Origin of the sequence: Flavobacterium sp. LHD-85, assembly GCF_030929595.1 — a bacterium.
In the GTDB taxonomy this organism is placed as follows: Bacteria; Bacteroidota; Bacteroidia; order Flavobacteriales; family Flavobacteriaceae; genus Flavobacterium.
On sequence record NZ_JAVFVR010000006.1, the window covers coordinates 115,597 to 141,492 of the forward strand.

At 33.5% G+C, this 25,896-nt stretch carries 26 protein-coding genes and 1 tRNA gene; 22 read left to right on the forward strand and 5 right to left on the reverse strand.

What is annotated here, in order from left to right; all coding sequences use genetic code 11:
* The first annotated feature begins 90 nt into the window (after positions 1–90).
* The 15 genes from RB618_RS12195 (at position 91) to RB618_RS12265 (ending at position 10,567) form a co-directional block, all read left to right on the forward strand.
* Complete coding sequence (locus RB618_RS12195) at positions 91–579, forward strand: SRPBCC domain-containing protein (RefSeq protein WP_308068968.1); 489 nt, start codon at positions 91–93, stop codon at positions 577–579.
* 38 nt (positions 580–617) lie between these two features.
* Positions 618–1,043 carry a hypothetical protein gene (locus RB618_RS12200; protein WP_308068969.1) on the forward strand — a complete coding sequence of 142 codons (426 nt, stop codon included), beginning with the start codon at positions 618–620 and terminating at the stop codon, positions 1,041–1,043.
* Positions 1,033–1,245, forward strand: a complete 213-nt coding sequence (locus RB618_RS12205) for an ArsR family transcriptional regulator (protein WP_308068970.1) — start codon at positions 1,033–1,035, stop codon at positions 1,243–1,245. Before RB618_RS12200 ends, RB618_RS12205 begins: the two co-directional genes overlap by 11 nt.
* Before the next feature lie 79 nt (positions 1,246–1,324).
* A complete protein-coding gene (locus RB618_RS12210) occupies positions 1,325–1,693 on the forward strand; it encodes a nuclear transport factor 2 family protein (protein WP_308068971.1) in 369 nt (122 codons plus the stop codon).
* 117 nt (positions 1,694–1,810) lie between these two features.
* Positions 1,811–2,851, forward strand: coding sequence for a serine hydrolase domain-containing protein (locus tag RB618_RS12215; RefSeq protein ID WP_308068972.1), 1,041 nt, complete (start codon positions 1,811–1,813; stop codon positions 2,849–2,851).
* Between the two features lie 6 nt (positions 2,852–2,857).
* Positions 2,858–3,283, forward strand: coding sequence for a DUF1801 domain-containing protein (locus tag RB618_RS12220; protein WP_308068973.1), 426 nt, complete (start codon positions 2,858–2,860; stop codon positions 3,281–3,283).
* On the forward strand, positions 3,280–4,383 hold the full coding sequence (locus RB618_RS12225) for an MBL fold metallo-hydrolase (RefSeq protein WP_308068974.1): 1,104 nt from the start codon (positions 3,280–3,282) through the stop codon (positions 4,381–4,383). The genes RB618_RS12220 and RB618_RS12225 overlap by 4 nt, the downstream gene beginning before the upstream one ends.
* Before the next feature lie 135 nt (positions 4,384–4,518).
* A complete protein-coding gene (locus tag RB618_RS12230; protein WP_308068975.1) occupies positions 4,519–5,643 on the forward strand; it encodes a lactonase family protein in 1,125 nt (374 codons plus the stop codon).
* 144 nt (positions 5,644–5,787) lie between these two features.
* Positions 5,788–6,315, forward strand: coding sequence for a GNAT family N-acetyltransferase (locus RB618_RS12235; protein WP_308068976.1), 528 nt, complete (start codon positions 5,788–5,790; stop codon positions 6,313–6,315).
* Positions 6,316–6,410: 95 nt separating this feature from the next.
* Positions 6,411–6,992, forward strand: a complete 582-nt coding sequence (locus RB618_RS12240; RefSeq protein ID WP_308068977.1) for a TIGR00730 family Rossman fold protein — start codon at positions 6,411–6,413, stop codon at positions 6,990–6,992.
* 61 nt (positions 6,993–7,053) lie between these two features.
* Positions 7,054–7,716: a porin family protein gene (locus RB618_RS12245; protein ID WP_308068978.1), complete on the forward strand. Its 663-nt coding sequence runs from the start codon at positions 7,054–7,056 to the stop codon at positions 7,714–7,716.
* A 111-nt stretch (positions 7,717–7,827) separates the two neighbouring features.
* Positions 7,828–8,295, forward strand: a complete 468-nt coding sequence (locus RB618_RS12250) for an SRPBCC family protein (RefSeq protein ID WP_308068979.1) — start codon at positions 7,828–7,830, stop codon at positions 8,293–8,295.
* A gap of 268 nt (positions 8,296–8,563) precedes the next feature.
* A complete protein-coding gene (locus tag RB618_RS12255) occupies positions 8,564–8,932 on the forward strand; it encodes a DUF1801 domain-containing protein (RefSeq protein WP_308068980.1) in 369 nt (122 codons plus the stop codon).
* Positions 8,933–8,974: 42 nt separating this feature from the next.
* Positions 8,975–9,874, forward strand: coding sequence for a TlpA disulfide reductase family protein (locus tag RB618_RS12260; RefSeq protein ID WP_308068981.1), 900 nt, complete (start codon positions 8,975–8,977; stop codon positions 9,872–9,874).
* Positions 9,875–9,883: 9 nt separating this feature from the next.
* Entirely contained in the window at positions 9,884–10,567 is a 684-nt protein-coding gene (locus tag RB618_RS12265) for a 2'-5' RNA ligase family protein (RefSeq protein WP_308068982.1), read from the forward strand.
* A gap of 78 nt (positions 10,568–10,645) precedes the next feature.
* Here the strand turns inward: RB618_RS12265 and RB618_RS12270 are convergent, their stop codons facing one another.
* The 3 genes from RB618_RS12270 to RB618_RS12280 are packed head-to-tail and all read right to left on the reverse strand — an operon-like array spanning position 10,646 to position 13,624.
* The gene (locus RB618_RS12270) at positions 10,646–11,008 is read right to left on the reverse strand and encodes a VOC family protein (RefSeq protein WP_308068983.1); all 363 of its coding nucleotides are present in this window, start codon (positions 11,006–11,008) and stop codon (positions 10,646–10,648) included.
* Between the two features lie 4 nt (positions 11,009–11,012).
* Positions 11,013–11,465 (reverse strand): hypothetical protein, encoded by a 453-nt coding sequence (locus tag RB618_RS12275; protein WP_308068984.1) that lies wholly within the window; start codon positions 11,463–11,465, stop codon positions 11,013–11,015.
* Between the two features lie 11 nt (positions 11,466–11,476).
* Positions 11,477–13,624 (reverse strand): cation:proton antiporter, encoded by a 2,148-nt coding sequence (locus RB618_RS12280; RefSeq protein WP_308068985.1) that lies wholly within the window; start codon positions 13,622–13,624, stop codon positions 11,477–11,479.
* Between the two features lie 293 nt (positions 13,625–13,917).
* Between RB618_RS12280 and RB618_RS12285 the strand changes: the two genes are divergently transcribed.
* From RB618_RS12285 to RB618_RS12315, 7 genes are all read left to right on the forward strand, one after another.
* A complete protein-coding gene (locus tag RB618_RS12285) occupies positions 13,918–15,345 on the forward strand; it encodes an L-serine ammonia-lyase (RefSeq protein WP_308068986.1) in 1,428 nt (475 codons plus the stop codon).
* Between the two features lie 247 nt (positions 15,346–15,592).
* Positions 15,593–16,411 carry a 3-methyl-2-oxobutanoate hydroxymethyltransferase gene (panB, locus tag RB618_RS12290; protein WP_308068987.1) on the forward strand — a complete coding sequence of 273 codons (819 nt, stop codon included), beginning with the start codon at positions 15,593–15,595 and terminating at the stop codon, positions 16,409–16,411.
* Between the two features lie 177 nt (positions 16,412–16,588).
* Positions 16,589–17,278, forward strand: a complete 690-nt coding sequence (locus RB618_RS12295; RefSeq protein WP_308068988.1) for an RNA pseudouridine synthase — start codon at positions 16,589–16,591, stop codon at positions 17,276–17,278.
* A 76-nt stretch (positions 17,279–17,354) separates the two neighbouring features.
* Positions 17,355–18,683: an aldehyde dehydrogenase gene (locus RB618_RS12300; RefSeq protein ID WP_308068989.1), complete on the forward strand. Its 1,329-nt coding sequence runs from the start codon at positions 17,355–17,357 to the stop codon at positions 18,681–18,683.
* A gap of 120 nt (positions 18,684–18,803) precedes the next feature.
* The gene (locus tag RB618_RS12305) at positions 18,804–19,601 is read left to right on the forward strand and encodes a hypothetical protein (RefSeq protein WP_308068990.1); all 798 of its coding nucleotides are present in this window, start codon (positions 18,804–18,806) and stop codon (positions 19,599–19,601) included.
* Positions 19,602–19,691: 90 nt separating this feature from the next.
* Complete coding sequence (locus RB618_RS12310) at positions 19,692–23,744, forward strand: PAS domain S-box protein (RefSeq protein ID WP_308068991.1); 4,053 nt, start codon at positions 19,692–19,694, stop codon at positions 23,742–23,744.
* A 166-nt stretch (positions 23,745–23,910) separates the two neighbouring features.
* A complete protein-coding gene (locus RB618_RS12315) occupies positions 23,911–24,765 on the forward strand; it encodes a neutral zinc metallopeptidase (RefSeq protein ID WP_308068992.1) in 855 nt (284 codons plus the stop codon).
* 199 nt (positions 24,766–24,964) lie between these two features.
* On the opposite strand, the gene RB618_RS12320 is transcribed toward RB618_RS12315, so the two are convergent.
* Positions 24,965–25,038, reverse strand: a tRNA-His gene (locus RB618_RS12320).
* Positions 25,039–25,117: 79 nt separating this feature from the next.
* Positions 25,118–25,834: a bacillithiol biosynthesis deacetylase BshB1 gene (bshB1, locus tag RB618_RS12325; protein ID WP_308068993.1), complete on the reverse strand. Its 717-nt coding sequence runs from the start codon at positions 25,832–25,834 to the stop codon at positions 25,118–25,120.
* Positions 25,835–25,896 lie beyond the last annotated feature (62 nt).

The following is a 25,896-nucleotide window of genomic DNA, read 5'->3' on the forward strand; positions in this document are numbered from 1 at the left end:
GAAATACCCCTTAAATTTGTCTCTAGAACACCTTAATCAATTGATTTTTAGATTGTAACTTTACTTTACTAATTTAAAAATCAATTCATTATGAACACTCACGATTTTACCACAACAATAATTGTCAACCAATCACCAGAAGAAGTTTTTAAAGCCATACAAAATGTTCGCGGCTGGTGGTCTGAAGAAATTGAAGGAAAAACAGCAAACGAAGGTGACGAATTTAAATACCATTATGAAGACGTTCACCGCTGCAAAATAAAATTGATTGAAGTCATTCCGAATCAGAAAATTGTCTGGCTGATTGAAGAAAATTATTTCAGTTTTACCAAAGACGATACGGAATGGACTAATACAACAGCAATTTTTGATATTTCGAAAGAAGATAATAAAACCAAACTCATTTTTACGCACGTTGGTTTGGTGCCAGAATACGAATGTTTTGACGTTTGCAAAGCTGGCTGGAGCAATTATATCGAGAACAGTTTGAAAAAACTAATCGAAACTGGAAAAGGGCAGCCTAATGCAACTGGAAAACCTCAAATAGAAACAGAAAGAGCATTATCATCAAAAGAATAATTTTCTTACTTTCGTTATAGTAATAAAAAACGAAAGCTATGAATCCATTTTTAAGAAATACTTTGGCCGTAATTGCAGGTCTTGTTATCGGAAGCATTGTCAATATGAGTATCATTTTAATTAGTGGCTCTATAATTCCGGCACCAAATGGTGCAGACGTTACTACTACTGAAGGCTTAAAAGCAACAATGCATTTATTTGAGCCAAAGCATTTTCTTTTTCCATTTTTAGCCCACGCTTTAGGAACTTTTGCTGGCGCATTGACTACAGCTCTAACTGCAATTCATCATAAAACAAAATTGGCTTTTGGAATTGGAGCTTTCTTTTTATTTGGCGGTATTGTAACCATGTTTACACTTCCTTCGCCAATTTGGTTTGGTTTCGTCGATTTAATTTTCGCTTACATTCCGATGGCTTATTTGGCTTCTAGAATTGCCATAAAAAAGGAAACAAATGAACGATAAAGCCACAATAAAACCAGCCAAAAAATGCTATGCGCATATTGGAGGTAAATTGGGTGAACTTCTTCTTGAAACTTTTGCCGACAAAAAATGGATTGCCAAAAATAATCCCGCAGAAAAGCATTTTTATATTACTGAATTAGGCGAAAAAGAGTTTACCAAACTTGGCGTAGATATTAGCAAAATAAAATCGGAAGCCATTTAATTTTATAAAATTGCAATCCTTTTCTGCAAAATTTGTAGCACTTAATTTCATAACTTAGTTTGTTTTTAAATCTTGAATCATGACTAAGAAAGAAATCGCTAAAAACTTCTTGAAATTGGCAGCAAAAGGGCATCCTCACGAAGGTTTTCGATTGTATGTCGGAAAAAATTTCAAACATCACAATGCTTATTTCAAAGGTGATGCAGACACTTTAATGCTTGCCATGGAAGAATCTGCCAGAACAAATCCGAATAAAGCTTTTAAAATACATCATGCTTTAGAAGACGGAAACTTGGTTGCTGTACATTCTCATCTTAAACAAACGCCTTCGGACATTGGTTTTGCAGTAGTGCATATTCTCAAATTCAAAGAAGACAAAATTGTAGAACTCTGGGATTTAGGCCAACCCGTTCCAAAAGACTCTATCAATGAAAACGGAATGTTTTAATTTAATTGTGAATTGTTAATTGCAAATTATTAATTCAAAAACTAAATCTATAAATAACCGCTAAACGCATTCACAACATTTCATAATTTATAATTAACAATTCACCATTAAAAACAAATGAACTTCATCAATAAAATCTCTTTACTATTAGTTTTAATCTTTGCTTCTTGCAATTCATCGGCTCAGAAAAAAGAAGATTACAAAAAAAGTATTGATAGTATAATACAAAACTCAAACCCAAAATTTACTGGCGTAGTTTTAATTTCTAAAAATGGGAAAGCGCTTTATTCTAAAGCTGTTGGTTTTTCGAACTACGAAACTAGAACACCTTTAAAAATGGATACCCAATTTGAAATCATGTCCAACAGTAAATTAATTGCTGCTGTTTTACTTTTATTGGAAGTCGAAAAAGGAAAAGTAGATTTGAATGCACCAATCAAAAAATACCTTCCTGAATTAACTCAAACTTGGGCAGATTCTGTAACGGTTCATCAACTTTTAAACCATTCTCACGGAATTATAGATTTACAAAAACCGTTAGTTTTTAAACCTGGAACCGATTTTAAATACGGAAATCTAAGTTTTAATCTAATTGCAAAAATTGTCGAATTCAGCTCTAAAAAAAGTTATACGCAGGTTGCTGAATCACTTTTTAAGAAATTAAAAATGAATCATACTTTTTGTTATTCAAAAGATAAAGAACAAAATCTAGCAACAGGTTACTATAATGTAAAAAATCAGTTGGAACCCGATACCTCAAGACAAATCACGAATGAAACTTTAGGCGCAGACGGCATTATTTCAACCGTTTCTGATCTTGCTATTTGGAACAATAATCTTCACAAAGGAAAAATATTAAAACCAGAATCGTATCAATTATTAACTAAAAACACCATTTTATCGCAGCATAATTTCTTCGGAAAAGAAAAACAGCCTTATGGATACGGAATTCGAATTGTAGAAGAAGAATCAGTTAAATATCTTGGACATACAGGATTAGGAGATGGTTTTTCTGGCGTAAATTTGTATTTCCCAAAAAGTGATGTAAGTTTGATTGTATTGGAAAATCAGATGCCAGAAGATGCTAATTTGTTTTATGCGACTGAATTTAAAATCAAAAACATTCTTTTAAAAAGCAATTTATTAAAGAAAAAGTAAACTAAAATGGCAAAAAATAAAACCACAGAAACTCAAAATAGCGTTACTGATTTTATTAACGCTGTTGATAATGAAGTTAAAAGAAACGATGCTTTTGAGCTTCTTAAAATAATACAAGAAATAACAGGTTTTGAGCCCAAAATGTGGGGGCCAAGCATTATTGGTTTTGGAAGTTATCATTATAAATATGACAGCGGACATGAAGGCGATGCTCCATTAGCTGGATTTTCGCCAAGAAAAACTGCAATGACCGTTTACTTTTATTTGCCAGAAGAAAAAAGAGAAGCTCTTTTATCCAAATTAGGAAAACATACTTCTTCTAAAGCTTGCATTTACATTAAAAAACTCGCAGATATTGATATTGAAATCTTAAAAAAGATAATTTTACTTTCAATCGAATATACCCAAAATTTATATCCTCAAAATAAATGATTACATTCCTAATTCTATTATTTCTGATTGCTTTTGCAATTTACATGTTTCTACAGCATCCAAAATTCGGAAAAGCTCCTTCTGGCGAAAGATTAACTTTGATTCAAAATTCGCTTCAATATAAAAACGGAAAATTCGAAAATCAATCTTTTACACCCGACCTTGCCGAAGGAGAAACTATGGCCGGAGTTCTATTTGAGTTTTTCTTCAAAAAAGTAGATCGAAAAATTCCAACCGATTTGATTCCATCTGTAAAAACCAATTTAAAGGAACTGGCCTTAGACCAAGATATTTTAGTTTGGTTTGGGCATTCGTCTTATTTTATTCAGCTGGAAGGAAAACGATTTTTAATTGACCCTGTTTTCAGCGGTAACGCCTCCCCTATTCCTGGCACAACAAAATCGTTTAAAGGATCGGATATTTACACGGTTGAAGATCTTCCAGAAATTGACTATTTATTGATTACGCACGATCATTACGATCATTTGGATTACGAAACAGTTTTAAAATTAAAACCTAAAACTAAAAAAATAATCACGGCTCTTGGCGTGGGTTCGCACTTGGAATTCTGGGGATTTCCATCTGAAAAGATTATCGAAAAAGATTGGTATTCTAAAATTGAATTAGATGAAAATCTAACGATTCATACAGCTCCTTCTCGTCATTTTTCTGGCAGAGGTTTTAAAAGATGCAATACGCTTTGGACCTCTTTTATTCTAGAAACTAAAGATTTTAAAATGTATTTGGGCGGAGACAGCGGTTATGATTCGCACTTTGCCGCAATTGGCGAAAAATATGGCCCATTTGATATTGCTTTGCTCGATAATGGCCAATACAATGAGAAATGGAAATACATTCACAATATGCCCGAAGATGTCATAAAAGCCATGAAAGACTTAAAAGCAAAAAGAGTATTTCCAGTGCATTCTTCCAAATTCTCTTTATCGCTTCATGCTTGGGACGAACCTTTGAAAAAAGTAACCGAATTGAATAGTTTGTCTGAAAACCCGATTTCTTTAATTACTCCAATGATCGGCGAAGTTGTTGAATTGAAAAATGATAAACAAAAATTTAAACAATGGTGGCGCAATATTCGCTAATTATTAATAATTAATTGCTAATTGCAATGTCACCCTGAGCGAAGTCGAAGGGCGTTCCAATTGGCACTTGAGCTTCGACTTCGCTCAGCGTGACAATGAGCACAACACTTGAAACGTGAAACCTGAAACCAAAAAATGAAACAAAAAATATACTATTTTGCAATTGCATTTCTATTAACGATAAACCTATCTTCTCAAAACACCTATGTCTTTTTAGGATCTTACAATCGTGATAAAACGGCAGAAGCTATTCAGGTTTATCAATTGGATACCTTGAGCGGGAAGTTGACCAAATTTACTTCGGTTAAGAATATTGTGAATCCGTCGTATTTAACGATTTCTCCAAACGGAAAATATGTTTATGCCTGCACAGACACCAAAACTCCAAATGCAGGAAGCGTGAGCAGTTTCGAATTTAATACATCGGCAAAAACATTAACTTTTTTAAATAGTCAGCGAAGCGGTGGCGAAAATCCAGTTTATGTTTCTGTTCATAAAAACGGGAAATGGCTTGCCAATGCCAATTATACGGAAGGCAGTGTTTCGGTTTATCCAATTCTAGAAAATGGTAGGATTGATTCTATTGCGCAGAATTTTCAATATACAGATGGAAGCGTAAATAAAGAAAGACAAACCAAATCTCATGTACATTCGGCGGTATTTTCTCCTCAGTACGATTATTTGTTTTTACCTGATTTGGGTGCCGATAAAATACGCTGTTATGCATTTGATGAAAATCTGAAAAAGCCTCTAGTGGAAACAAAAAATCCATTTACAAAAACAGATTTAGAAGCCGGACCAAGACATTTTACTTTTCACCCAAATCAAAAATGGGGATATTGCATTGAAGAAATGGCAGGACAAATAAGCGTTTACAATTTTGAAAATGGTGTTTTGAATAAAATTCAGCGCATTGCAACGCATCCAGATAAAATAATAGAAGGTTTTGAAAGTTCTGACATTCATATTTCTCCTGACGGAAAATTCCTGTACGCCACCAATCGAGGAAAGGAAAATAATATCGCTATTTTCTCTATTGCCGAAAACGGGTTTCTGCAAAATATTGGTTACCAATCTACTTTAGGAAAACATCCGCGAATTTTTGCCATAGATGAAAGCGGAAAATTTTTAGTTGCATCGAATGTGCAAACTGGAAATGTTGTAGTTTTTAAAAGAGATTTTAAAACTGGATTACTTAAAAAAATAGGAAAACAGATTAAAATGGAAAATGTTTCCTGCGTGCAGATTAAACAGATATAATTTTTTGTTTCACGCAGATTTTGCAGATTAAAACAGATTTTATTTTGTCTTCCTGAGCGAAGTCGAAGGATCGCTAGTGAATCGACAAAGATTAAAAATGAGAAGCTGAATGGAATAAAAACTAACCACAAAAAAAACATAAAAATGCAAACATCAAATTTCAATTTACAGCCAGATTTCTTAGAAAACGAAATCTCAAAGTTAATTCCCCTAGAAGAAAAACATTTTGATGCACTGTTTGAAGCTGCTTCCGACCCTTTGATTTGGGAACAGAATCCTGCAAAAGACCGATATACAAAAGAAGGTTTTAAAACTTTTTTTGACATTATAATTACAAAAAGTCCGTTCTTAATTCTTGACAAACAAACCAATGAAGTAATGGGAACAACAAGTTTTTATGACTACAATCCCGAAAAATCAAGTGTTGGAATTGGATACACTTTTATTACAAGAAAATATTGGGGAGGGCCATATAATAAGTCAAACAAAAAATTAATGATGGATTATGCTTTCCAACATGTTGACTCTGTACTTTTTCATATTGGCGCAGAAAATTTCCGTTCTCAAAAAGCCGTTTTGAAATTAGGAGCAGAAAAAATCAACGAACTGACATTTACCGTTAATGGTGCAGAAGTGCCTTATTTTGAATATGAGTTGAAGAAAAAAGAATAAATAAAAGAAGAAAGAGGCAAGAAGAAAGAGGCTGGAAAAATTCTCTTGTCTCTTTCTTCTTGAAACTTTTCCTTCTCAAAATAAAAAAAAGAAAAATGAAAAGAATAACTGTTTTCTGTGCCTCTAGTTTTGGCACTGAAAAGATTTACGAAGAACAAGCAACAGCTTTAGGCAGAACTTTAGCCGAACAAAATATAGAATTAGTTTATGGAGGCGCAAATGTAGGTTTGATGGGTGCAGTTGCAGACGGAGCTTTAAATGCTGGCGGAAAAGTAATTGGAGTGCTTCCGAATTTTTTACGATCTAAAGAAATTGCTCATTTAGGTTTAACCGAATTAATTTTGGTAGAAAGCATGCACGAGAGAAAAACCAAAATGAACGATTTATGCGATGGTGTAATTGCACTTCCTGGAGGTTTTGGAACTCTCGAAGAACTCTTTGAAATGCTGACTTGGGCTCAACTAGGATTACATAAGAAGCCAATAGCTGTTTTGAACGTAAATGGCTATTATGATGCTTTAATAACTTTACTGCAAACCATGACAGAAAAAGGATTACTGAAAGAAGTTAATCGAGAAATGCTCTTAGTTAGCGATCATATAGATGATTTGCTCGATAAGATGAAAAATTACGTTGCTCCAACCGTTGGAAAATGGATTGATAAAAAGAAGGTTTAATTACAATAGTAAAAGCTAATTACATATATTCGCCCTTCAAAATTAACTAGCCAATTACTAAATGAGAAAAATTACTCTACTCCTTTTTACAATTACTTTAATCACATTCAAAACAACTGCACAAGAATCAAAATTTAAATTTGGAGTGCAAGCAGGTTTAACTTACTCAAGTTTTAGAGGCTACGAATCTTTTATAGATGAAGACCCTGGCTTTTCTTATTTATTTGGAGTTTCATTACTATACAAACTGAATGAAAGTCTATCCTTAAAAGCAGATTTGGATTACGACAGAAAAACACAAGTTTCAAAAGGAGAAGTTAATTATATTTCCGATATATCATATAACCGTTATAGTATTAAAACAACTAACTATTTGAATTATATCACGCTTCCGATCATGTTAAAATTCAGTTTTACCCATAATAAGAGCTTTTATATTAATGGAGGACCTTATTTAGGTTATTTGCTTAAGTCTGGTTGGAAATATGAAACTTCTGGCATGCAAAATTCAGATGAGAATTTAGAAGATACAAAATACAGAAAATCAATGGATTTTGGACTTTCAGCTGGATTCGGAAAAGAATTTAAACTAAATGACAATCATAATATTTATATTGAATTACGAGAAAATTTAGGTTTAACAGACATTTCTAAAGCTACTATGCCAACTGATCAATCAATAAAAACAAATTCTGTTAATTTAATCGCCGGATTTATATTTTAATTAAATTTTAGCACATATTAATATCTGAATTCCTAAATTAGAAGTTCAAAAGTAAATCGACTTAAAATTTACTTTTAGACTTCTAACAAACTACATCTAACCTAAAAAAAAATGAAAACAGAAAACAACAAATATGCAAAGGCTGAAATGCTGATTCGGAAACCTGTTTCAGAAGTTTTTCAGGCTTTTATTGATCCGCAGCTTACCAGTAAATTTTGGTTTACAAAAGGATCGGGAAAATTAGAAGAAAACCAAAAGACCGAATGGACTTGGGAAATGTATGGTTTCTCTCTTTCTGTTACCGCACTTGTTATTCAAGAAAATAAAAAGATTGTCATAGAATGGGGAAATCCTGACGAAATTACTCTGGTAGAATGGATTTTTAGTCCGTTAAACGAAAATGAAACTTTTGTGAGCATTACCAATTCTGGTTTTCATGGTGACACAGATAAAATAATAGATCAGGTTCGAAATTCAACTGAAGGTTTTACTTTGGTTTTGGCTGGAGCAAAAGCTTATTTGGAGCATAATTTACGATTGAATTTGGTTCTGGATCGTTTTCCAAAGGGATTAGCTTAAGTGTGATTTAACTGCAAAGTGTGGGTATTTATTTTTACCGCAAAGAGCGCAATCCCGATAGTTATCGGGAACGCAAAGAACACAAAGTTTTTTTTGAGAATCATTAAAATGAAAAGTTCGCCAAGCATTATATAGATAAAGCTCTGCGAACTTAATATATAGATTCAGCTTAAGCTTCTAATTAAAATATCTTAGCGAACTCTGCGTAAAAAATTTAACCGCAAAGAAAGTCAACTCGAAACGTTAAACTTGAAACAAAAAAAACAACATGGAAACGAAAAAACCGGAGAATATAGACCAATACATTGGTGCATTTCCTAATGATGTTCAGGAGATTTTGGAAAAAGTTAGAATGACAATTCAGAAAGCAGCGCCAGATGCTAAAGAAAAAATAAGTTATTCGATGCCGGCTTTTGAGCAAAATGGGATTGTGGTTTATTTTGCGGCGTTTAAAAACCATATTGGACTTTATGCTTTACCAAGCGGACACGAGACTTTTGCAGCAAAACTTTCTAAATATAAATCAGGAAAAGGCTCTGTACAGTTTCCTTTAAAAGATCCAATGCCTTATGATTTAATTACTGAAATTGTCAAATTTAGAGTGAAAGAGAATCTTGAAAAAGTGAAAAAGAAATAATTTCAATTCCTAATTTTCTTATCAATTACAAAGTCTTATATAATGAAAAAAATAAATATTCTTTTTTTACTTTTTACCTTTTTTATAAGTCATTGGACTTTTGCTCAAGAGGAAGCTGCAATTGACAAAGAAATTTTAGAACTTCACAAACCCACAAAAAAAGTTCGCGATTCAATCATAAAACTGCAAAAGGAAGTATATTCAAAAATTGAAATTGAAAAAGACTCCATTATCAAAAATCGACTAAACCTTCGTTTAGATGAATTAGAAAATGCGAAAGATCAAAATGATATTGAAGAATTAAAACTTGATTTTGTTTTTGCTAAAAACCACCCTAATTCCTACCGTGCTTTACAACTGATACGAGTTCATGTTAGCCGTTTTATTGGAATGAATTTTTACGACACTTTCGTAGAAGTTTTTGAAAATTTTACGCTAGAAATAAGGAATTCTGAAAAAGGACAAGAAATGTCTGAGAAACTAAAGTACTTTAAACAAAGTAAAGTTGGAAGTCCTGCCCCCTACTTTAATCTGAAAGACATTGATAACAAAGACGTTTCGCTTGCCGATTTTAAAAACAAACAATATGTTTTAATTGACTTCTGGGCTAGCTGGTGTGCTCCTTGCCGTGAAGAGTTACCTTACATTAGAGAGTTATACAAAAATTATAAATCACTAGGCTTTGAAATTATAAGCGTTACAAAAGATGAAAAATCAGATGCTTGGAAAAAGGCCATTGAAAAAGACAAAATCGAATCTTGGAAACACATTTCAATTTTAGAAAATAACAGTTCTATAGATAAAGATTATTTCGTTAGCGGAATCCCTCACAAAGTTCTTATTGATAAAAACGGCATTATTATTGGGAAATGGAAAGGTGGCGGAGAAAACAATAAACATGATTTGCAAAAGCTTTTAAAATCTATTTTTGAAGCAGAATAACGTATAGAAATGAATTTAACCGAACATTACAACCAACTTTACAAAACATCTTCTGAAGCAATTTCGGCAGGAAAATACGCTATCGATTCTGAGCTTAAAAATGAATCCGATTCCCGTTTTGGAATCACGCTGCTTATTCGTCCAAATGATGAAATTAAAGCTAATATTCAGTCATTTATCAATGAATTGAAAAAAGCAGAACCAGAGCAGTATTTTTATCCCGATTCAGATATTCATATTACAGTAATGTCGATTATTTCTTGTTCGGATAAATTTACTTTAAATCAGATTTCTCCAAACGAATATATTGAGGTAATCTGCAGAAGTATGGTTGATGTAGAGAAAATAAAAATTCATTACAAAGGCATAACTGCTTCTCCTTCGGCAATTATGATTCAGGGGTTTCCAAGTGACGAAACGTTGAATAATTTGCGAAATAGACTTAGAGAGAATTTTAAAAATTCGGGATTACAGCAATCTATAGACAGCCGATACGAAATTTCAACAGCGCATTCTACCATAATGCGTTTTCAGGAAAAACTTCAAAATCCGAAAAAAATAATAGAAATTGCAGAAAAATTCCGTGATTATGATTTTGGAGAATTTGAAGTCAAAAATCTAGAACTGGTTTATAATGACTGGTATCAGCGAAAAAACACTACTCGTATTTTAGGAGATTTTGGATTGAGATGATTTTTTTGCTTGCCGCGAATTTCACTAATTTCCATTAATTTTTATTAAAAATAAGTTCGTAGAAAAAAAGAATGCTGTTTATTTAAATTTCCCAAAATGCCATAAAACTCCTGAAGGATCATGCAGAAAACATTCGCTTCCCCAATCTAGATATTTTATTGGGGTCAATTTTACTCCTTCATATTTTTGGGAAAGATTTAAAGCTGAAAGCTCACTATAATATCGTTCGACATCATCAACTTCGACAAAAATCATGGTATTTTCGATCCAGTTTTTATCATAATAATCTTGAAGATAAAAAGCGATTTCTCCCGTTTTAAAAACTGAAAAATTAGATTCTAAAACCGTTTCTTCAAATCCTAAATCACGATAGAAGCTTCTTGAAGTTTCAAAATTTTTAGCTCCAATAAAAGGTCTGATTGATTTGATTTTGTGATTCATTTTACTATAAATTTATGTCGTTATAATAAATTAAAACCCATTTATTTTTGATCAGTTTAAATTGTCTTTCCACTTCAAAACCGCTGTTATCAATCCAAAATTTCTCGGTAATTAAAGTATCCGTTTTTACCAATGAATGCTGATATTCTCCAATTTCAGTTTTTTCTGCAACCGGAATTGCTTGAAACTGCCAGTTCTTGCGTGTCCAATTGTATTGCTCAAAACCAGCGACATGCTTTCCTTCAATAGGAAAATCAACTCTAGAAACCTGAAAAAGCGAATCTGAATGAAACTTTTTATTGAATTCTTCAAAACTTTCAGGCTGTTCTTCTTTTACAAATTTTGCAACGCTATCATTCTTATGATAATTTAAGTCTGATTCTTGTTTTACTTTACTTGTACAGCTCAAAAAAACAGAAACGAAAGCAAAAAATAATATCGTGCCCGAAACTTTCATAAAAATGAAATTTAATTTTTCTTCAAAATACTTCCAATACCTCGTCCGATCTGTTCTATGGCTTCGATTCCTTTTGCTAAAGGCGATGATGTAAAATCTTCATACGCATCCATTGAACTTTCTTTTCTATCGTCTTGCGGATAAACCAAAATCACATTGTTATCGTTGAAATATTTTTCAAACTTTTGTGGCAGTTTATCAAAAATGGATTGATAGGAAACAGAACCTTTTCTTGAAAGGTTAAAAACTACCAAATCGGTTGTTTTTATTTCGTCTGAAATACTTTCAAAATCTTCCCAATCAGAAACATTTTTAAATCCTAGTTTAGCGTTCAATTTCAAATTATTGGCAATTTGCTGAATAGTTTCATGAGTTTTATATTCAGCATAAACCACAATCGGAATACTTAATTCCTGTGATAAACGGCATATTTTCTGAAGCAATAAATGAAATCCTACTCCTCTTTCAGAAAATGGAGGACAGATAAAAACCAGTCTTTTTTCTTCGATAAAATTCTTTTGGAATCTGCAGATAAACAAACTCTTATCAACATTATTGATGATTGAATCCACATTTTCTCCGAAAATTTTATCAATAAAACCTGTTTTTCTAGGCCATCCGACAATCACAATATCAGACATGATTTCTTTGGATGTTCTCGCAATTCCACTAGCAGGATTATGGTCAATTCTGGCAATGGTATTGATTTTAACTTCTGAAGCTGACCCCTGAATAACAAATTTATCAGCCGCTTTTCTGTATTTCAAAATATTTTTTTCTGCCTGATTATTATTCGGAACAATCGTCAATAAAGTAATCGGGTTAGATGATTTTTTATCTTTTATCAAAAGTGCAAAATCTAACAGACTCGCTGCCGCAGAAGTTTTAGCCAACGGAATCAAAATATGTTCATCTAAAATTTGATCTCTTCCTGTATCTTCATGAGAAAACTCTTCTTCGCAGATTGCGATTTTCTTTGCCGCTTTTTCGGTTGCAAATGAAGCCACTATACACGTAATCAGAATTAGGATAATAGTTCCGTTCAAGATATTTTCGTCTAAAATTTTTGCTTTATAACCAACCAGAATTACCGCCAAAGTTGCCGCCGCGTGCGCACTGCTCAACCCGAAAATAAGCTGTCTTTCTGTTCTGGTGTATTTAAAAACAATTTGAGTAAAAAAGGCTGCAATCCATTTTCCAAATATGGCAACAACACTCAAAGTTCCTGCTACAATTAAAGCCGTTGGACCGCTCAAAATAACGCTTACATCAACTAACATTCCCACAGAAATCAAGAAAAATGGAATAAATAATGAATTTCCGATAAACTCAATTCTATTCATCAAAGCTGAAGAATGCGGAATTAAAGGATTTAATGCCAGACCCGCTACGAAAGCCCCAATAATAGGCTCTACTCCTGCTACTTCGGCCAAAAAGGCTGCAAAGAAAACCACTGAAAGCACAAAAATATAATGGGCATGTTTTTCACTTTCCAGTTTCTTAAAAAACCATTTTGCAATACGTGGAATAATCATAAACATTATGGCAGAAAAAATAGCTAAAGAAACTATCAGTTTAACCCAAAATGCCTGATTTAAATTTCCCTGACTACTTCCCATAATTACTGCAAGAATAATCAAAACTGCTGTATCGGTCAAAATAGTTCCGCCAACAGTAATAGCAACTGCCTGATTTTTGGCAATTCCTAATTTGCTCACAATCGGATAAGCCACCAAAGTATGTGTTGCAAACATGCTTGCCGTTAAGAAACTGGCATTAAAATCGTATTGAAGCAAATAAAAGCAAACTGGAAATCCGATGGAAAGCGGTAAAATAAAAGTAAAAAGACCAAAGAGCAAACTCTTATTTCTATTGGCTTTAAACTCATTCATATCCAATTCTAGTCCTGCAATAAACATGATATACAAAAGCCCAATTGTCGAAAAGAGATCTACGGCAGAGTTTTTTGCCAAAATATTTAATCCATGCGGGCCAATAATAACACCCGAAATAATAAGTCCGATAATTCCTGGAATATTAATCTTTTTAAGCAAAATCGGCGAAAGCAGAATTATAAAAAGTATTAACGAAAAAATCAATACGGGGTTGCTTAAAGGTAATTCGAATTCTTGTAATAGATGTCTGAAAAATTCTATCATATAGTAACTTTATCTTCTTGTGGCATTGTAATTTGTAAAAAGACATTTTTCAGAATTAAAACAAAATCCATGAAGTATTAATAAAAGAGAATCTAGCAATGTTGCTCGTTCTTCTACAAAAATACCGAAAAAAGACGAACTTTTTACGGAAACCGCATATTAAGGTTTTAAATTTATTTCGTTGCCGAATTATTAAATTTTAATATTTTTTTTAACAAATACGCAAGATTAACATTAAAAAATAAATCATCGTTGCATTATTCGATTATCTTTGTCTTAACAAAAACTAAACAATGGAAGAATGTATCTCTGTTTTTGATATGCTTAAAATTGGCGTTGGCCCTTCAAGCTCACATACTTTAGGTCCTTGGCGCGCTGCCGAACGTTTTCTTGAAGAGCTCAAAGACGAAGCAATTTTAGACGACATTACAAGAGTAAAAGTCGACTTATATGGCTCACTTTCTTTAACTGGAAAAGGCCACGCAACAGATCTTGCCGTAATGCTCGGATTGAGCGGACAAGATCCTGAATATATTCCTGTGGATGATATTGCGGGAATTGTTAAAAAGATAGAAACAACAAACGAGATCAATTTGGGGAACCAAAAAGTGATTCCTTTCTTTTTTCTTCAAGACATTGTTTTCAACAAAGATTTTCTTCCGTTCCATGCCAATGGATTAAAATTTACAGCATACAAATCTGATGATTCAGAATACGAATCTACTTTTTATTCTATCGGAGGCGGATTTGTTGTAAAAGAAGAGCGTACCAATGCTAAAGAAAAAAAAGCAATAAAATGTGCGTTTCCTTTCCCAATTCAAAACGCAGCCGAATTATTGAATTATACGATTACTGAAAATAAATCAATTTCTGAAATTGTATATCAAAATGAAATTTCAATGCGCCCAGAAGCCGAAGTACATTCTGAACTAATGCGTATTTGGAATACAATGCTAGAATGCATGTACATAGGCTGTCACTCTGAAGGAATTCTTCCTGGCGGGCTACATGTTCGTAGAAGAGCTTTTGATATGCACCAAAACCTAATTGGATTGTCTAATTATACCGATCCGCAGAGCTGGCTGGAAGAAATCAGAAAAACTGAAGTTAAATTCCGCCAGATTCTAAAATGGGTTAGCTGTTTTGCCCTTGCCGTAAATGAAGTAAATGCGTCTTTAGGACGTGTGGTTACTGCTCCTACTAACGGAAGTTCTGGAGTAATTCCGGCCGTTTTAATGTATTATATGGTGATTGAAAATCATAGTGCAGGCGAAAAAGAAATCAAACAATTTTTGATGGTTGCTGGCGAAATTGGAAGTATCTTTAAAAAAGGGTCTACTATTTCTGCAGCAATGGGCGGATGTCAGGCTGAAATTGGCGTTTCTTCTGCAATGGCAGCAGGAGCTTTATGCGAATTGATGGGCGGAACTCCTGCTCAGGTTCTTATGGCTGCTGAAATCGCAATGGAACATCATTTAGGTTTAACCTGCGATCCTATTGGAGGTTTGGTTCAAATTCCATGCATAGAAAGAAATACAATGGGTGCCATCAAAGCAATAAACGCTGCTGAATTGGCCTTAGAAACAGATTCTAAAAATGCTAAAGTTCCTTTAGACAAAGTGATTAACACAATGTGGGAAACAGCAAAAGATATGAATTCAAAATACAAAGAAACTTCTGAAGGAGGTCTTGCAGTTGCCGTAAATATGGCTGATTGTTAAAATTTAAAGTTTGCCACGAATTCCTCGAATTAGCACTAATTTAAATACAAAAGTAATTCGTGAAAATTGGAGAAATTCGTGGCAAAAAATATTAAAATCACTACACAATTACTCTATTGTAATAGGAAACAATCCATTTCTATTAGGATTTAAAGACCGAAAACCATTTTCTCTCGAAATATTCTATAATTGCTAATTCCCTTTTTACAATTATTCAATACTTTTACATTATCAAAAAAACAATAAAATGTCAGTAGCAAAAAAAGATTATAAAAGAATCACAACAAAGTCATTAATTGAAATGAAAAGCAATGGAGAAAAAATCTCTATGCTGACGGCGTACGATTATACAATGGCTAAAATTGTTGATACCGCTGGTATTGATGTAATTTTAGTTGGTGATTCGGCATCAAACGTAATGGCTGGTCACGAAACTACCCTGCCTATTACTTTAGATCAGATGATTTATCATGCTTCTTCTGTAGTTCGTGCTGTAGATAGAGGTTTGGTTGTAGTTGACTTGCCTTTCGGAAGTTATCAATCAGATTCAAAAGAAGCTTTGCGTTCTTCTATCAGAATCATGAAAGAAAGTGGTGCGCATGCTGTAAAACTGGAAGGTGGAAAAGAAATTAAAGAGTCTATCAAAAAAATATTAAATGCTGGAATCCCAGTTATGGGACATTTAGGACTAACTCCTCAATCTATCTATAAATTCGGAACTTATACTGTTCGCGCTAAAGAAGAAGAAGAAGCTGAGAAGTTAATCGAAGATGCTCAAATGCTTGAAAAGGTAGGATGTTTTGCAGTTGTTTTGGAAAAAATTCCAGCAGCTCTTGCTAAAAAAGTAGCCGAAAGTATTTCGATTCCAGTTATCGGAATTGGTGCCGGAGGTGGTGTTGACGGTCAAGTTTTAGTAATTCACGATATGTTGGGAATGAACAACGAATTCAGTCCGCGCTTTTTACGTCGCTACTTAAATCTTTACGAAGAAATGACAAAAGCAATTGGGCAGTATGCTGCAGATGTTAAGTCTAGTGATTTCCCGAACGAAAAGGAACAATATTAATTTTTTTAGATACTAAAGTTCTGAGTTGCTAAGATTCTAAGGTTTTAGGTTCAAAGAGGCAAAGTAACAAAGGTTCAAAGGTTTTATAAATTGCCTCCAGCTTTAGCTGGAGGTATCTTTTTTTGGATCTCTAAAAGGCTTTAGCCAAATCTTTCCATATAATTCGAAATTCTCAAAATGAAAATTGTTTCAGATAAAAATAATCTCCAAATTTTACACGAAGACAATCACATTATCGTGGTCAATAAACGTGTAGGAGATATTGTGCAGGGAGATAAAACAGGCGACAAACCTTTGTCTGATGTTGTAAAAGAATATATTAAAGCAAAATACAATAAACCTGGAGATGTTTTTTTGGGTGTGATACATCGTTTGGATCGTCCTACAACCGGAATTGTGGTTTTTGCAAGGACTAGTAAAGCGTTGTCGAGAATGAATGAATTGTTCAGCAATCGTGAAACTAAAAAAACATATTGGGCTGTTGTAAAAAATAAACCAAAAGAAGCAAAAGCTAAGTTGGTTCATTATTTAAAAAGAAACGAAAAAAACAATACTTCAAAAGCACATTTAAAAGAAGTACCTGACAGTAAACTAGCTAGTTTGGATTATACCATAATCAAAGAACTTCAAAATTATACGGCTCTGGAGATCAATTTGCATACAGGGCGTCATCATCAAATTCGTGCTCAGTTAAGCGCAATTGGATCGCCAATTAAAGGAGATTTAAAATACGGCGCCGACCGAAGCAATCCTGATGGCGGAATTCATCTTCACGCCAGAAAACTAACTTTTATACACCCTGTTTCAAAAGAGAATATCACAATCATTGCTCCTACTCCAGATGATCCGATTTGGAATGCTGTATGATTTTTATGATTTAATTGTTAAATTTTTAAATTTTATCGATTAACTTGCAGGGAGAAAAAAACAAGCTAATCGAAAAATGGACTTTAAAAGCGACATCGGATATCGAAAAGAAACTCTAAAAAAGTTATTGTATAATATTCAGAAAAGTGAAGATTTAATCGTAAAAGCTTTGTATGATGACTTTAAAAAACCAGAGTTCGAAGCTGTTTTGACCGAGACCAACTATGTCATTTCTGAACTTAAAGATGTTATAAAAAACATTAGCAAATGGTCCAAGCCTGAACGCGTTTTTCCGTCACTGCTTAACTTCCCTTCGAGCGATTATATTTATAAAGAGCCTTATGGAGATGTCTTGATTATTGCTCCATGGAACTATCCTTTTCAGCTTGCTTTATGCCCTCTTGTTGCTGCAGTTGCTGCAGGTAACAGAGTGGTTTTAAAACCATCTGAACTTACACCTCATACATCGGCCGTAATTGCTAAAATTATAGAAAAAACATTTCATATCAATCATGTTGAAGTTTATGAAGGCGGTGTTGAAGTTTCGAATAAATTGCTGGCACAGCGCTGGGATTATATCTTTTTTACCGGAAGCGTCGCTGTGGGCAAAATTGTTGCAAAAGCGGCCGCAGAAAATTTAACTCCTGTGACTCTCGAATTGGGCGGAAAAAATCCATGTATAATTGATGAAACTGCCAATCTAAAACTCGCTGCCAAAAGAATAGTCTGGGGAAAATTTATCAATGCTGGCCAAACTTGCATTGCGCCCGACTATATTCTGATTCAGAAAAATATGAAGGTTAATTTTATTTCTTATCTAATTGAAGAAATCATTAAAGCTTACGGCAAAAAAATTGACAAATCTCCTGATTTTGCTAGAATAATAAATACCAAAAATTGGTACCGCCTAACCAATATGATTCAAAACGAACATGTTTTATTTGGAGGAGAAAGCGATGCCAACAATCTTTACATTGCGCCAACACTTCTTGAAGAGCCAGATTTGGACAGCCCCGTGATGAAAGAAGAAATCTTTGGTCCTATTCTTCCAATTCTAATTTACGAAAATGAAAATGATATCGAGAAGGTCGTTAGCCGCTATGAGAAACCTCTTTCATTTTATATTTTTAGCGAAAATAATTCCTTCATACAGCAATTGCTTTCAAAATATTCTTTTGGAGGCGGTTGCATCAACGATACGGTAATTCATTTTTCTAATAACAGATTGCCTTTTGGCGGTGTCGGCCATAGCGGAATTGGGGCTTACCACGGCAAACGAAGCTTCGATACATTTTCTCATCACAAAGCAATTGTAAAAAAAGGAAACTGGCTTGATTTGCCTATGCGCTATGCACCCTACAAAGATAAACTGGCTTCCATAAAACGAATTTTAGACTGGCTATAAATTAGTCAAAAACATTTCGGAATGTTTTGTAGATTTTCATAAGGAATTGATTAAAAATATTATATTTACGTCAAGATACCTTTCAAATATTACAAGTCTATAAAACAATCTTACATAAAAATGAAATCTACACTTGACCAAATTGAGGACATCAAAAAAAATGGCTATTCCCTTGATTTTGCTACGGTTTTTAATCACGCTTTCGAAAACTATAAAAAAATAGCTCTTTACTCGGGACTTATCATCTTAGTCTTTTCCATTATTGCTGCTGTAGCTTTTATGGGTATAATGATTGCCTATTTTGGAGCCGAGGCACTGACGAAAGATTTCATTCAAGACATAGAAAACCAACAATTCACTGCTGTTCAGCTTGTAATACAAACTGTTGCCCTTTCTGTAGTTGCAGGAATTACAGCTCCTTTTGGTGCTGGTTTTCTTAAAATGGCCGATTCTGCAGACAAAGATGTAGAATTTAATGTTTCAACTATTTTCAGCTATTACAAAGCTCCATACTTTGGACAAATTTTCGTTGCCGCTTTTCTTCCTGCTTTATTAGGTACAGCTCTTGCTACTTTAGTAGAAAGCTCGGGAATTTTATTTGTCGGAAACCTTATTTCATTCAGCGTTTCTTTCTTCATGTATCTATCAATCCCATTAATTGTCTTTGGAAACATTAATGCAATTGACGCCATAAAATCAAGTTTTATTATCGTTACTAAAAATCCGCTTAACATATTTGCCTTTTTTGTCATAGGTTTTCTCGGTTCAATGGTTGGTTTTATTGGCTGTTGCGTTGGAATCATATTTACAGTTGTTTTTAACAGCTCTATGATTTATGCAACTTATTTTGCCATTTTTGGAACACAATCTGAAGAAGAAGATTCAATTGATTCAATCGGAAAATACAATGTAGATTAAAATCGAAAATTCTTATTTACGGGGAACTTAACCACTTCTCTTTAAGCATTTTCAAAAAGCTATTTACTTAACCAACATACCCCAAATTCTATGGTCGCAAACTGTAGTTTTTTCAATTCGGTTATTTCAGGAATTTCCGCTAGCGGAAGTGCCTTTGAAACAATTATGACCGGATGGTATGTGTTTAATCCTGATATCATTTTCTACAACAATCATAAACTTATTGTTTTAGGATTATCGCTCTTTGCCTTTCTGTCGCTTTTGGTTTATCAATTTTTCAAAATCAAAGCCAAAATTGGATACTTCATAGAAAAAAAGAAAGAACAAGATACCATTAGCAGAGAATACCAGCTTTATATTTTATTTTTTGGTATTGCGGTAATTGTAATCGAAATTATAAATGAAATCTTCAAAATTAGACCCAAAAGTCTACTGGTAGTCAATGTTCTCATTGGCGTTTTTGTTCTTTTTATTTACACTGTAACAAATAGAATCAAATGGGTAAGAGACCAAATCCAGCAGATTTTTATTTCTTGTTTCTTTATTTATATCAGTTATGTCGCTTACAACATTGTTACTTTAAGAAATGATGTTGTACCGATTATTGTTTTCCTTATTTCTTTTTTCTTTTCGTACAACATCCTCAAGCCTATAAAAATTTACTGGACTTTTGTTGCTTTAACGTTTGTCTTTCTAATTACAACGTTGTCATTTCAACTTATTCCTATAAAATCCTCTATCTTACTGCTTAATTTCTGCATTCTAATTTTCATTATAAACCAAGTAAAATATGCAGTTTTATTAAACAACCGTGATAATTTTAGATTTGCAAATGAGATTGTTCACAAAGGAAATTCGCTTACAATAGCCTCCAACCAAAAAGGAGAAATACTCTTTTGCAGCGAAACTATAACTCCTATTCTAGGATATCTGCCTGATGAAGTTATGGGTTTAAAGTTTTGGGAACTACCACAAGATTCAGAATCAGAAGAAAAATTGAATTCTGTTAGAAATCAAGAAAACAAACTTTACATTAGAAAGCTAAAAACCCAAAACGGCGAATACAAATACATTCAATGGAAAGATAAAAACTTCTCAGATGATTTGATTATCAGCATTGGGCAAGATGTTACAGAACAGGTTATTGTTCAGGATCAATATAAAAATCTAATCCAGACAGCAACTGATATAATTTTTGAAATTGATGCTGAAGGTTATTTCACTTTTATAAATGAATTTGGAATTTCAACCCTAGGTTACGCTGAAAATGAAATAATAAAAAAACACTACTCCAATTTCATCCATGAAAATTACATTAATAGTGCTGTAGATTTTTACGAAAATTTAGTGCTTAACGAAAGTAATTATCCAATTATTGAAATCCCTATTTTAAAGAAAAATGGAGAAGAAATATGGATGTCACAAAAAATTATTGTTCGTAAGAATGATTTAGGATTAACAACCGGATTTTCTGGAATTGCGAGAGATGTCACGGAGAAAAAAAATATCGAAAACGAGAAAAAAAGACGTCTTAAAAAAATTGAGGCCTATAACAATTCGACCAAAAAACTATCCACTACAGACTTTAGCAAATACAATGAATTAGATACTGTTATCAATTTAATATTAAAGGAAGCTGCTTCGATAAGCAATGCCAATCGCGTAAGTTTCTGGAAGTATGACAATGATTTGATAACTTGTAAAAATCTTTTCAGTCTTGACAATCAGAGTTTAAATGACAAAAATATTCTAAATAAAGAATCGTATCCTATCTATTTTGAAACGCTAAACAATAAAGCAATTATTAATGCGCCAGATGTATTCAATAAATTGGAAACATCTGAATTTCAAAAGCTTTACTTTACAACAAACAACATTAAGTCAATGCTTGATGTGCCAATTTTCCTAACGGGCCAATTAGCTGGTGTTGCTTGTTTTGAAAGCACTGAACATAAACGAGAATGGGATAATGAGGACATCAATTATGCGAAAACCATATCAGATGTTATTTCGCTTGCCATTTCCTCTCAAATGCGTTTAGAAGCAGAAAGAAAATTAGAGCTAAAAAGCCAGCTTTTATCTGCGCTTTCATTATGTACTGAAAAGTTCCTGCTGAGCAAAACCACTCACCAAATGTTTCAGGAAACATACAACATTATTGGAAAAGCGGCCAAGGTAGATCATATGTATTACTACGAAAAAGATCCAATCTATAATACTGTTAGCCAAAAATACAAATGGTCGCGTGAAGGTGTTACGCATCAAATTACGCCGCTACGATCTATGACCGAAGAAAATCTGCGAGAAATTTATGACGTGGCATCGCAGAGAAAAATCCTAAACACATTAACTCAAAATCTTAATGACGGTTTCTTCAAAAAACTTCTGATTGACAATGAAATTAAATCCATCCTAATTTTACCCATCTATATTAATGATATTTTTACTGGTTTTATAGGTTTTGACGATTGCACAGCTGAAAGAAAATGGTCTGAAGATGAAATTAATATCTTTCAGGTATTGGCAAATAACATTTCTTCAGCATTAGAAAGAAACCGAAACGAAACTAAAATTATCGAAAGCGAGGAAAAATTCAAATTGATCGCAAACAATATTCCTGGAACAGTTTACTTATCAAAATTTGATGCTTTTTCGACCAAAATATTCTTAAACGATGAAGTCTTAAATCTTACAGGCTATTCAAAATCCGAATTTATTGAAAATAATTTATCCTTTCTGTCGTTAATTCATCCTGACGATAAAGATGAAGTAATCAACAATCAAATCGATAATCTGCAAAACGGAAAACCTTTGCATAATGTATATCGCATTCAACGCAAGAGTGGTGAGTTTATTTGGATAGAAGAATTTGGAGATGTAATTAAACGTGATGATGAAATTGAATTTGTTGGCGGTATTTATTTTGACATTACAAGCAAAAAAGAAATTGAAGACGCTATAAAAGCGAAACAATTGGCCGAAGCCGCGAGCAAATCTAAATCTGACTTTTTAGCCAATATGTCTCACGAAATCAGAACTCCATTAAACGGAATTATTGGTTTTACACACTTATTAATGAAAACAGAATTGGAGGAAATTCAAGAAAAATACATGACTACAATTAACCAGTCGGCCCATTCTCTTCTTGAAATTATTAATGATATTTTGGATTTTTCAAAAATTGAAGCTGGAAAACTGGAACTTTTTATTGACTTATATGATATTAAAAAAATACTAGGACAAGTTTTTGATTTAATTATTTATGAATCTAATAAAAAGAATCTGAAACTTGAATTGAACATTGATCCTGATGTACCTAAATATATCTGGACAGATATTGTTCGAATCAAACAAATTTTGATCAACCTGCTCTCGAATGCGGTAAAATTTACAACTGAAGGCTCTATTAAATTAAACGTTTCGGTTTTAGAAAAGAATCATAACAACAATTGTGTTATCCGCTTTGCAGTAATTGACACCGGAATTGGTATTCTCGAAAAAAATCAGAAGAAAATTTTTAAAGCTTTTTTACAAGAAGACAGCTCTACAACCAGAAAATTTGGAGGAACCGGATTGGGTTTAACTATATCCAACCAATTGCTCGCATTAATGGAAAGCCGCTTACAGCTAGAAAGCAAAATTGATGAAGGAAGCACTTTTTTCTTTGATTTAGCTCTAAAAACAAGCAATCAAAGCATTAATGACAAATACAATGCTGAACTCAAAAGTTTAAATATTGACCTAGATTCGGATGAAACTGAAACAAACGGCAATAATATTACTTTTTTAATTGTAGAAGATAACAAAGTAAATATGCTTCTTCTAAAAACAATTATAAAAAATCTGTACAACAACGCTTTTATTTTTGAATGCGAAAATGGATATGAAGCCATTCAGCAATTTGAAAAAATCAATCCGACCATTATTTTTATGGATATCCAGATGCCTATAATGAACGGTTATGAGACTGCCAAAGCAATAAGAAACACTAAAAAAGGTCGTGATGTCCCTATAATTGCCGTTACAGCTGGCGCCGAAAAAGAAGAACGCAATAAATGTATTTCTGCCGGAATGGACGATTATATTTCTAAACCAATTATGAAAGGAAGTGTTGAAGAAGCATTAATTAAATGGCTGGGATAATTTTTTAGTTTTAAGTCGCAGTCGCAGTTTTCAGTTTCAGATTGTTTACTGGCACTGAAAAGTGTGACCAAAAACTAAACATAAGCGTTTCAATTGTAAAATTTATCATAAAAAATCTATAAATTCGTACAACGTTTCAAACACAAAATAAAAAAAACAATTCAATATGAAATGGCAAGGCAGAAGACAAAGTGATAATGTCGAAGATAGAAGATCAATTTCCGGCGGAGGTAAAGCAATAATTGGCGGAGGAGTTATTGGGATCATTGTTTTGCTTCTGAATGTTTTTGGCGGTGAAACTGGCCAACAAATCGCACCAATTCTAGAACAAATGCAAGGAGGCCAAAGCCAACAGACAGAAGCTGCAGCTCCCCTAAGCAAGGAAGATGAAGAAATGGGGAATTTTGTGAGAGTTATTCTGGCAGATAACGAAGACATATGGAGTAAAGTTTTTGCCGAAAATGGCATGACCTACGAAAAACCAAAATTAGTGCTTTTTAAAGGCTCTGTACAAACTGCCTGCGGAGGCGCATCATCGGCCTCTGGCCCTTTTTATTGTCCGGGAGACAGAAAAGTATATATGGATTTAGGTTTCTTTGAGGAGCTCAAAAGTAAATTTGGCGCAAAAGGTGGCGATTTTGCCATTGCCTACGTTATTGCTCATGAAATTGGCCATCATATACAAACTTTGCTAGGCACGTCTGCAAAAATGCGTCAGGATCAGCAAGGAAAAAGCGAAGCAGAAGCTAATAAACTATCTGTTGCTTTAGAACTACAAGCTGACTTCTACGCTGGTGTTTGGGCACATTACAATCAGCAAAATTTAGATGCTGGCGACATCGAAGAAGCTTTAAGCGCAGCAAATGCAGTTGGAGACGATGCTATTCAAAGTAAAATGCAAGGACACGTTGTTCCTGATTCTTTTACGCACGGAACTTCAGAACAAAGAATGTATTGGTTTAAAAAAGGGTATAAAACCGGCGATATCAAACAAGGCACTACATTTGAAGAAATTAGATAATACATAAACCAAATATAATAACCACCAGAAAAGCACAACTTAAGCAGTTGTGCTTTTTTTATGAAATTCCAATAAAAAAAAATCCAAATTCCAAGTTGATATACTTTGGAATTTGGAATTTCAAAAAATTGGAATTTCACTTTTTTTGTTTTCTCAGAAAACAAAAAAAGCCTTGAATTTCTTCAAGGCTTTAAATCTGGGTGGCTGACCGGGTTCGAACCGGCGACCCGCGGCACCACAAACCGCTACTCTAACCAGCTGAGCTACAACCACCATTTTTCTGCTTAGCGAGTGCAAATATAGAACAAAGGTTGAGTTCTACAAAGAAAAAAATGAAAAATTTTCATAAAAATTATATCAAATTTTCTAAACTATTGACAGCCAAACACCTTTCAACTGTAAAACCTTCAGCAAAATCTTTACCAACAAGTCTTCCTAAGTCTTTTGCACGATAATTTAAGCTTTCAAAGAAGTTTTTGCTTGTAATTGGCGTTGTAGGTTCATTTGAATTTGGGTCATAAAATTGAGTTTTATAAGCCATAATCGCTTCTACCTTTTTTTCTTCGAATCCTGTAATGTCCACAACGAAATCTGGAGCAATATTTTTCCATTGAATATAATGGTAAACTACTTTTGGTCTCCAAGCTTCTTGCTTTTCTCCATCAACAGTAGTTTCAATTTTCATTAGACCAGATAAAAAGCAAGCATCAGAAACCAATTTACTTCCTTTTCCGTGATCAATGTGGCGATCGTCGATTGCATTACACAACACAATTTCTGGCTTGTATTTACGGATCATTTTAATGACTTCCAATTGATGTTTTTCATCATTAACAAAAAATCCATCACGCATGGCTAAATTCTCGCGTACTAAAACACCTAAAATCTTCGCTGCATCTTTTGCTTCTTGATCTCTAATCTCTGCAGTACCGCGCGTTCCTAATTCTCCACGGGTTAAATCTACAATACCTACTTTTTTACCAAGTGATACTTCTTTTAAAATGGTTCCCGCACATCCCAATTCTACATCGTCTGGATGTGCACCAAAGGCTAATATGTCTAGTTTCATTATTTTTTTGTTTGTTTTGTTTCAGGTTTCAGGTTTAGTCACGGTCACAGTATTCAGTCTCA

What these genes read in the sequence shown, in the direction of transcription:
- RB618_RS12195 (WP_308068968.1), top strand. Translation starts at nt 91, where the DNA reads ATGAACACTCACGATTTTACCACAACAATAATTGTCAACCAATCACCA.
- RB618_RS12200 (WP_308068969.1), top strand. Translation starts at nt 618, where the DNA reads ATGAATCCATTTTTAAGAAATACTTTGGCCGTAATTGCAGGTCTTGTT.
- RB618_RS12205 (WP_308068970.1), top strand. Translation starts at nt 1,033, where the DNA reads ATGAACGATAAAGCCACAATAAAACCAGCCAAAAAATGCTATGCGCAT.
- RB618_RS12210 (WP_308068971.1), top strand. Translation starts at nt 1,325, where the DNA reads ATGACTAAGAAAGAAATCGCTAAAAACTTCTTGAAATTGGCAGCAAAA.
- RB618_RS12215 (WP_308068972.1), top strand. Translation starts at nt 1,811, where the DNA reads ATGAACTTCATCAATAAAATCTCTTTACTATTAGTTTTAATCTTTGCT.
- RB618_RS12220 (WP_308068973.1), top strand. Translation starts at nt 2,858, where the DNA reads ATGGCAAAAAATAAAACCACAGAAACTCAAAATAGCGTTACTGATTTT.
- RB618_RS12225 (WP_308068974.1), top strand. Translation starts at nt 3,280, where the DNA reads ATGATTACATTCCTAATTCTATTATTTCTGATTGCTTTTGCAATTTAC.
- RB618_RS12230 (WP_308068975.1), top strand. Translation starts at nt 4,519, where the DNA reads ATGAAACAAAAAATATACTATTTTGCAATTGCATTTCTATTAACGATA.
- RB618_RS12235 (WP_308068976.1), top strand. Translation starts at nt 5,788, where the DNA reads ATGCAAACATCAAATTTCAATTTACAGCCAGATTTCTTAGAAAACGAA.
- RB618_RS12240 (WP_308068977.1), top strand. Translation starts at nt 6,411, where the DNA reads ATGAAAAGAATAACTGTTTTCTGTGCCTCTAGTTTTGGCACTGAAAAG.
- RB618_RS12245 (WP_308068978.1), top strand. Translation starts at nt 7,054, where the DNA reads ATGAGAAAAATTACTCTACTCCTTTTTACAATTACTTTAATCACATTC.
- RB618_RS12250 (WP_308068979.1), top strand. Translation starts at nt 7,828, where the DNA reads ATGAAAACAGAAAACAACAAATATGCAAAGGCTGAAATGCTGATTCGG.
- RB618_RS12255 (WP_308068980.1), top strand. Translation starts at nt 8,564, where the DNA reads ATGGAAACGAAAAAACCGGAGAATATAGACCAATACATTGGTGCATTT.
- RB618_RS12260 (WP_308068981.1), top strand. Translation starts at nt 8,975, where the DNA reads ATGAAAAAAATAAATATTCTTTTTTTACTTTTTACCTTTTTTATAAGT.
- RB618_RS12265 (WP_308068982.1), top strand. Translation starts at nt 9,884, where the DNA reads ATGAATTTAACCGAACATTACAACCAACTTTACAAAACATCTTCTGAA.
- RB618_RS12270 (WP_308068983.1), bottom strand. Translation starts at nt 11,008, where the DNA reads ATGAATCACAAAATCAAATCAATCAGACCTTTTATTGGAGCTAAAAAT.
- RB618_RS12275 (WP_308068984.1), bottom strand. Translation starts at nt 11,465, where the DNA reads ATGAAAGTTTCGGGCACGATATTATTTTTTGCTTTCGTTTCTGTTTTT.
- RB618_RS12280 (WP_308068985.1), bottom strand. Translation starts at nt 13,624, where the DNA reads ATGATAGAATTTTTCAGACATCTATTACAAGAATTCGAATTACCTTTA.
- RB618_RS12285 (WP_308068986.1), top strand. Translation starts at nt 13,918, where the DNA reads ATGGAAGAATGTATCTCTGTTTTTGATATGCTTAAAATTGGCGTTGGC.
- panB (WP_308068987.1), top strand. Translation starts at nt 15,593, where the DNA reads ATGTCAGTAGCAAAAAAAGATTATAAAAGAATCACAACAAAGTCATTA.
- RB618_RS12295 (WP_308068988.1), top strand. Translation starts at nt 16,589, where the DNA reads ATGAAAATTGTTTCAGATAAAAATAATCTCCAAATTTTACACGAAGAC.
- RB618_RS12300 (WP_308068989.1), top strand. Translation starts at nt 17,355, where the DNA reads ATGGACTTTAAAAGCGACATCGGATATCGAAAAGAAACTCTAAAAAAG.
- RB618_RS12305 (WP_308068990.1), top strand. Translation starts at nt 18,804, where the DNA reads ATGAAATCTACACTTGACCAAATTGAGGACATCAAAAAAAATGGCTAT.
- RB618_RS12310 (WP_308068991.1), top strand. Translation starts at nt 19,692, where the DNA reads ATGGTCGCAAACTGTAGTTTTTTCAATTCGGTTATTTCAGGAATTTCC.
- RB618_RS12315 (WP_308068992.1), top strand. Translation starts at nt 23,911, where the DNA reads ATGAAATGGCAAGGCAGAAGACAAAGTGATAATGTCGAAGATAGAAGA.
- bshB1 (WP_308068993.1), bottom strand. Translation starts at nt 25,834, where the DNA reads ATGAAACTAGACATATTAGCCTTTGGTGCACATCCAGACGATGTAGAA.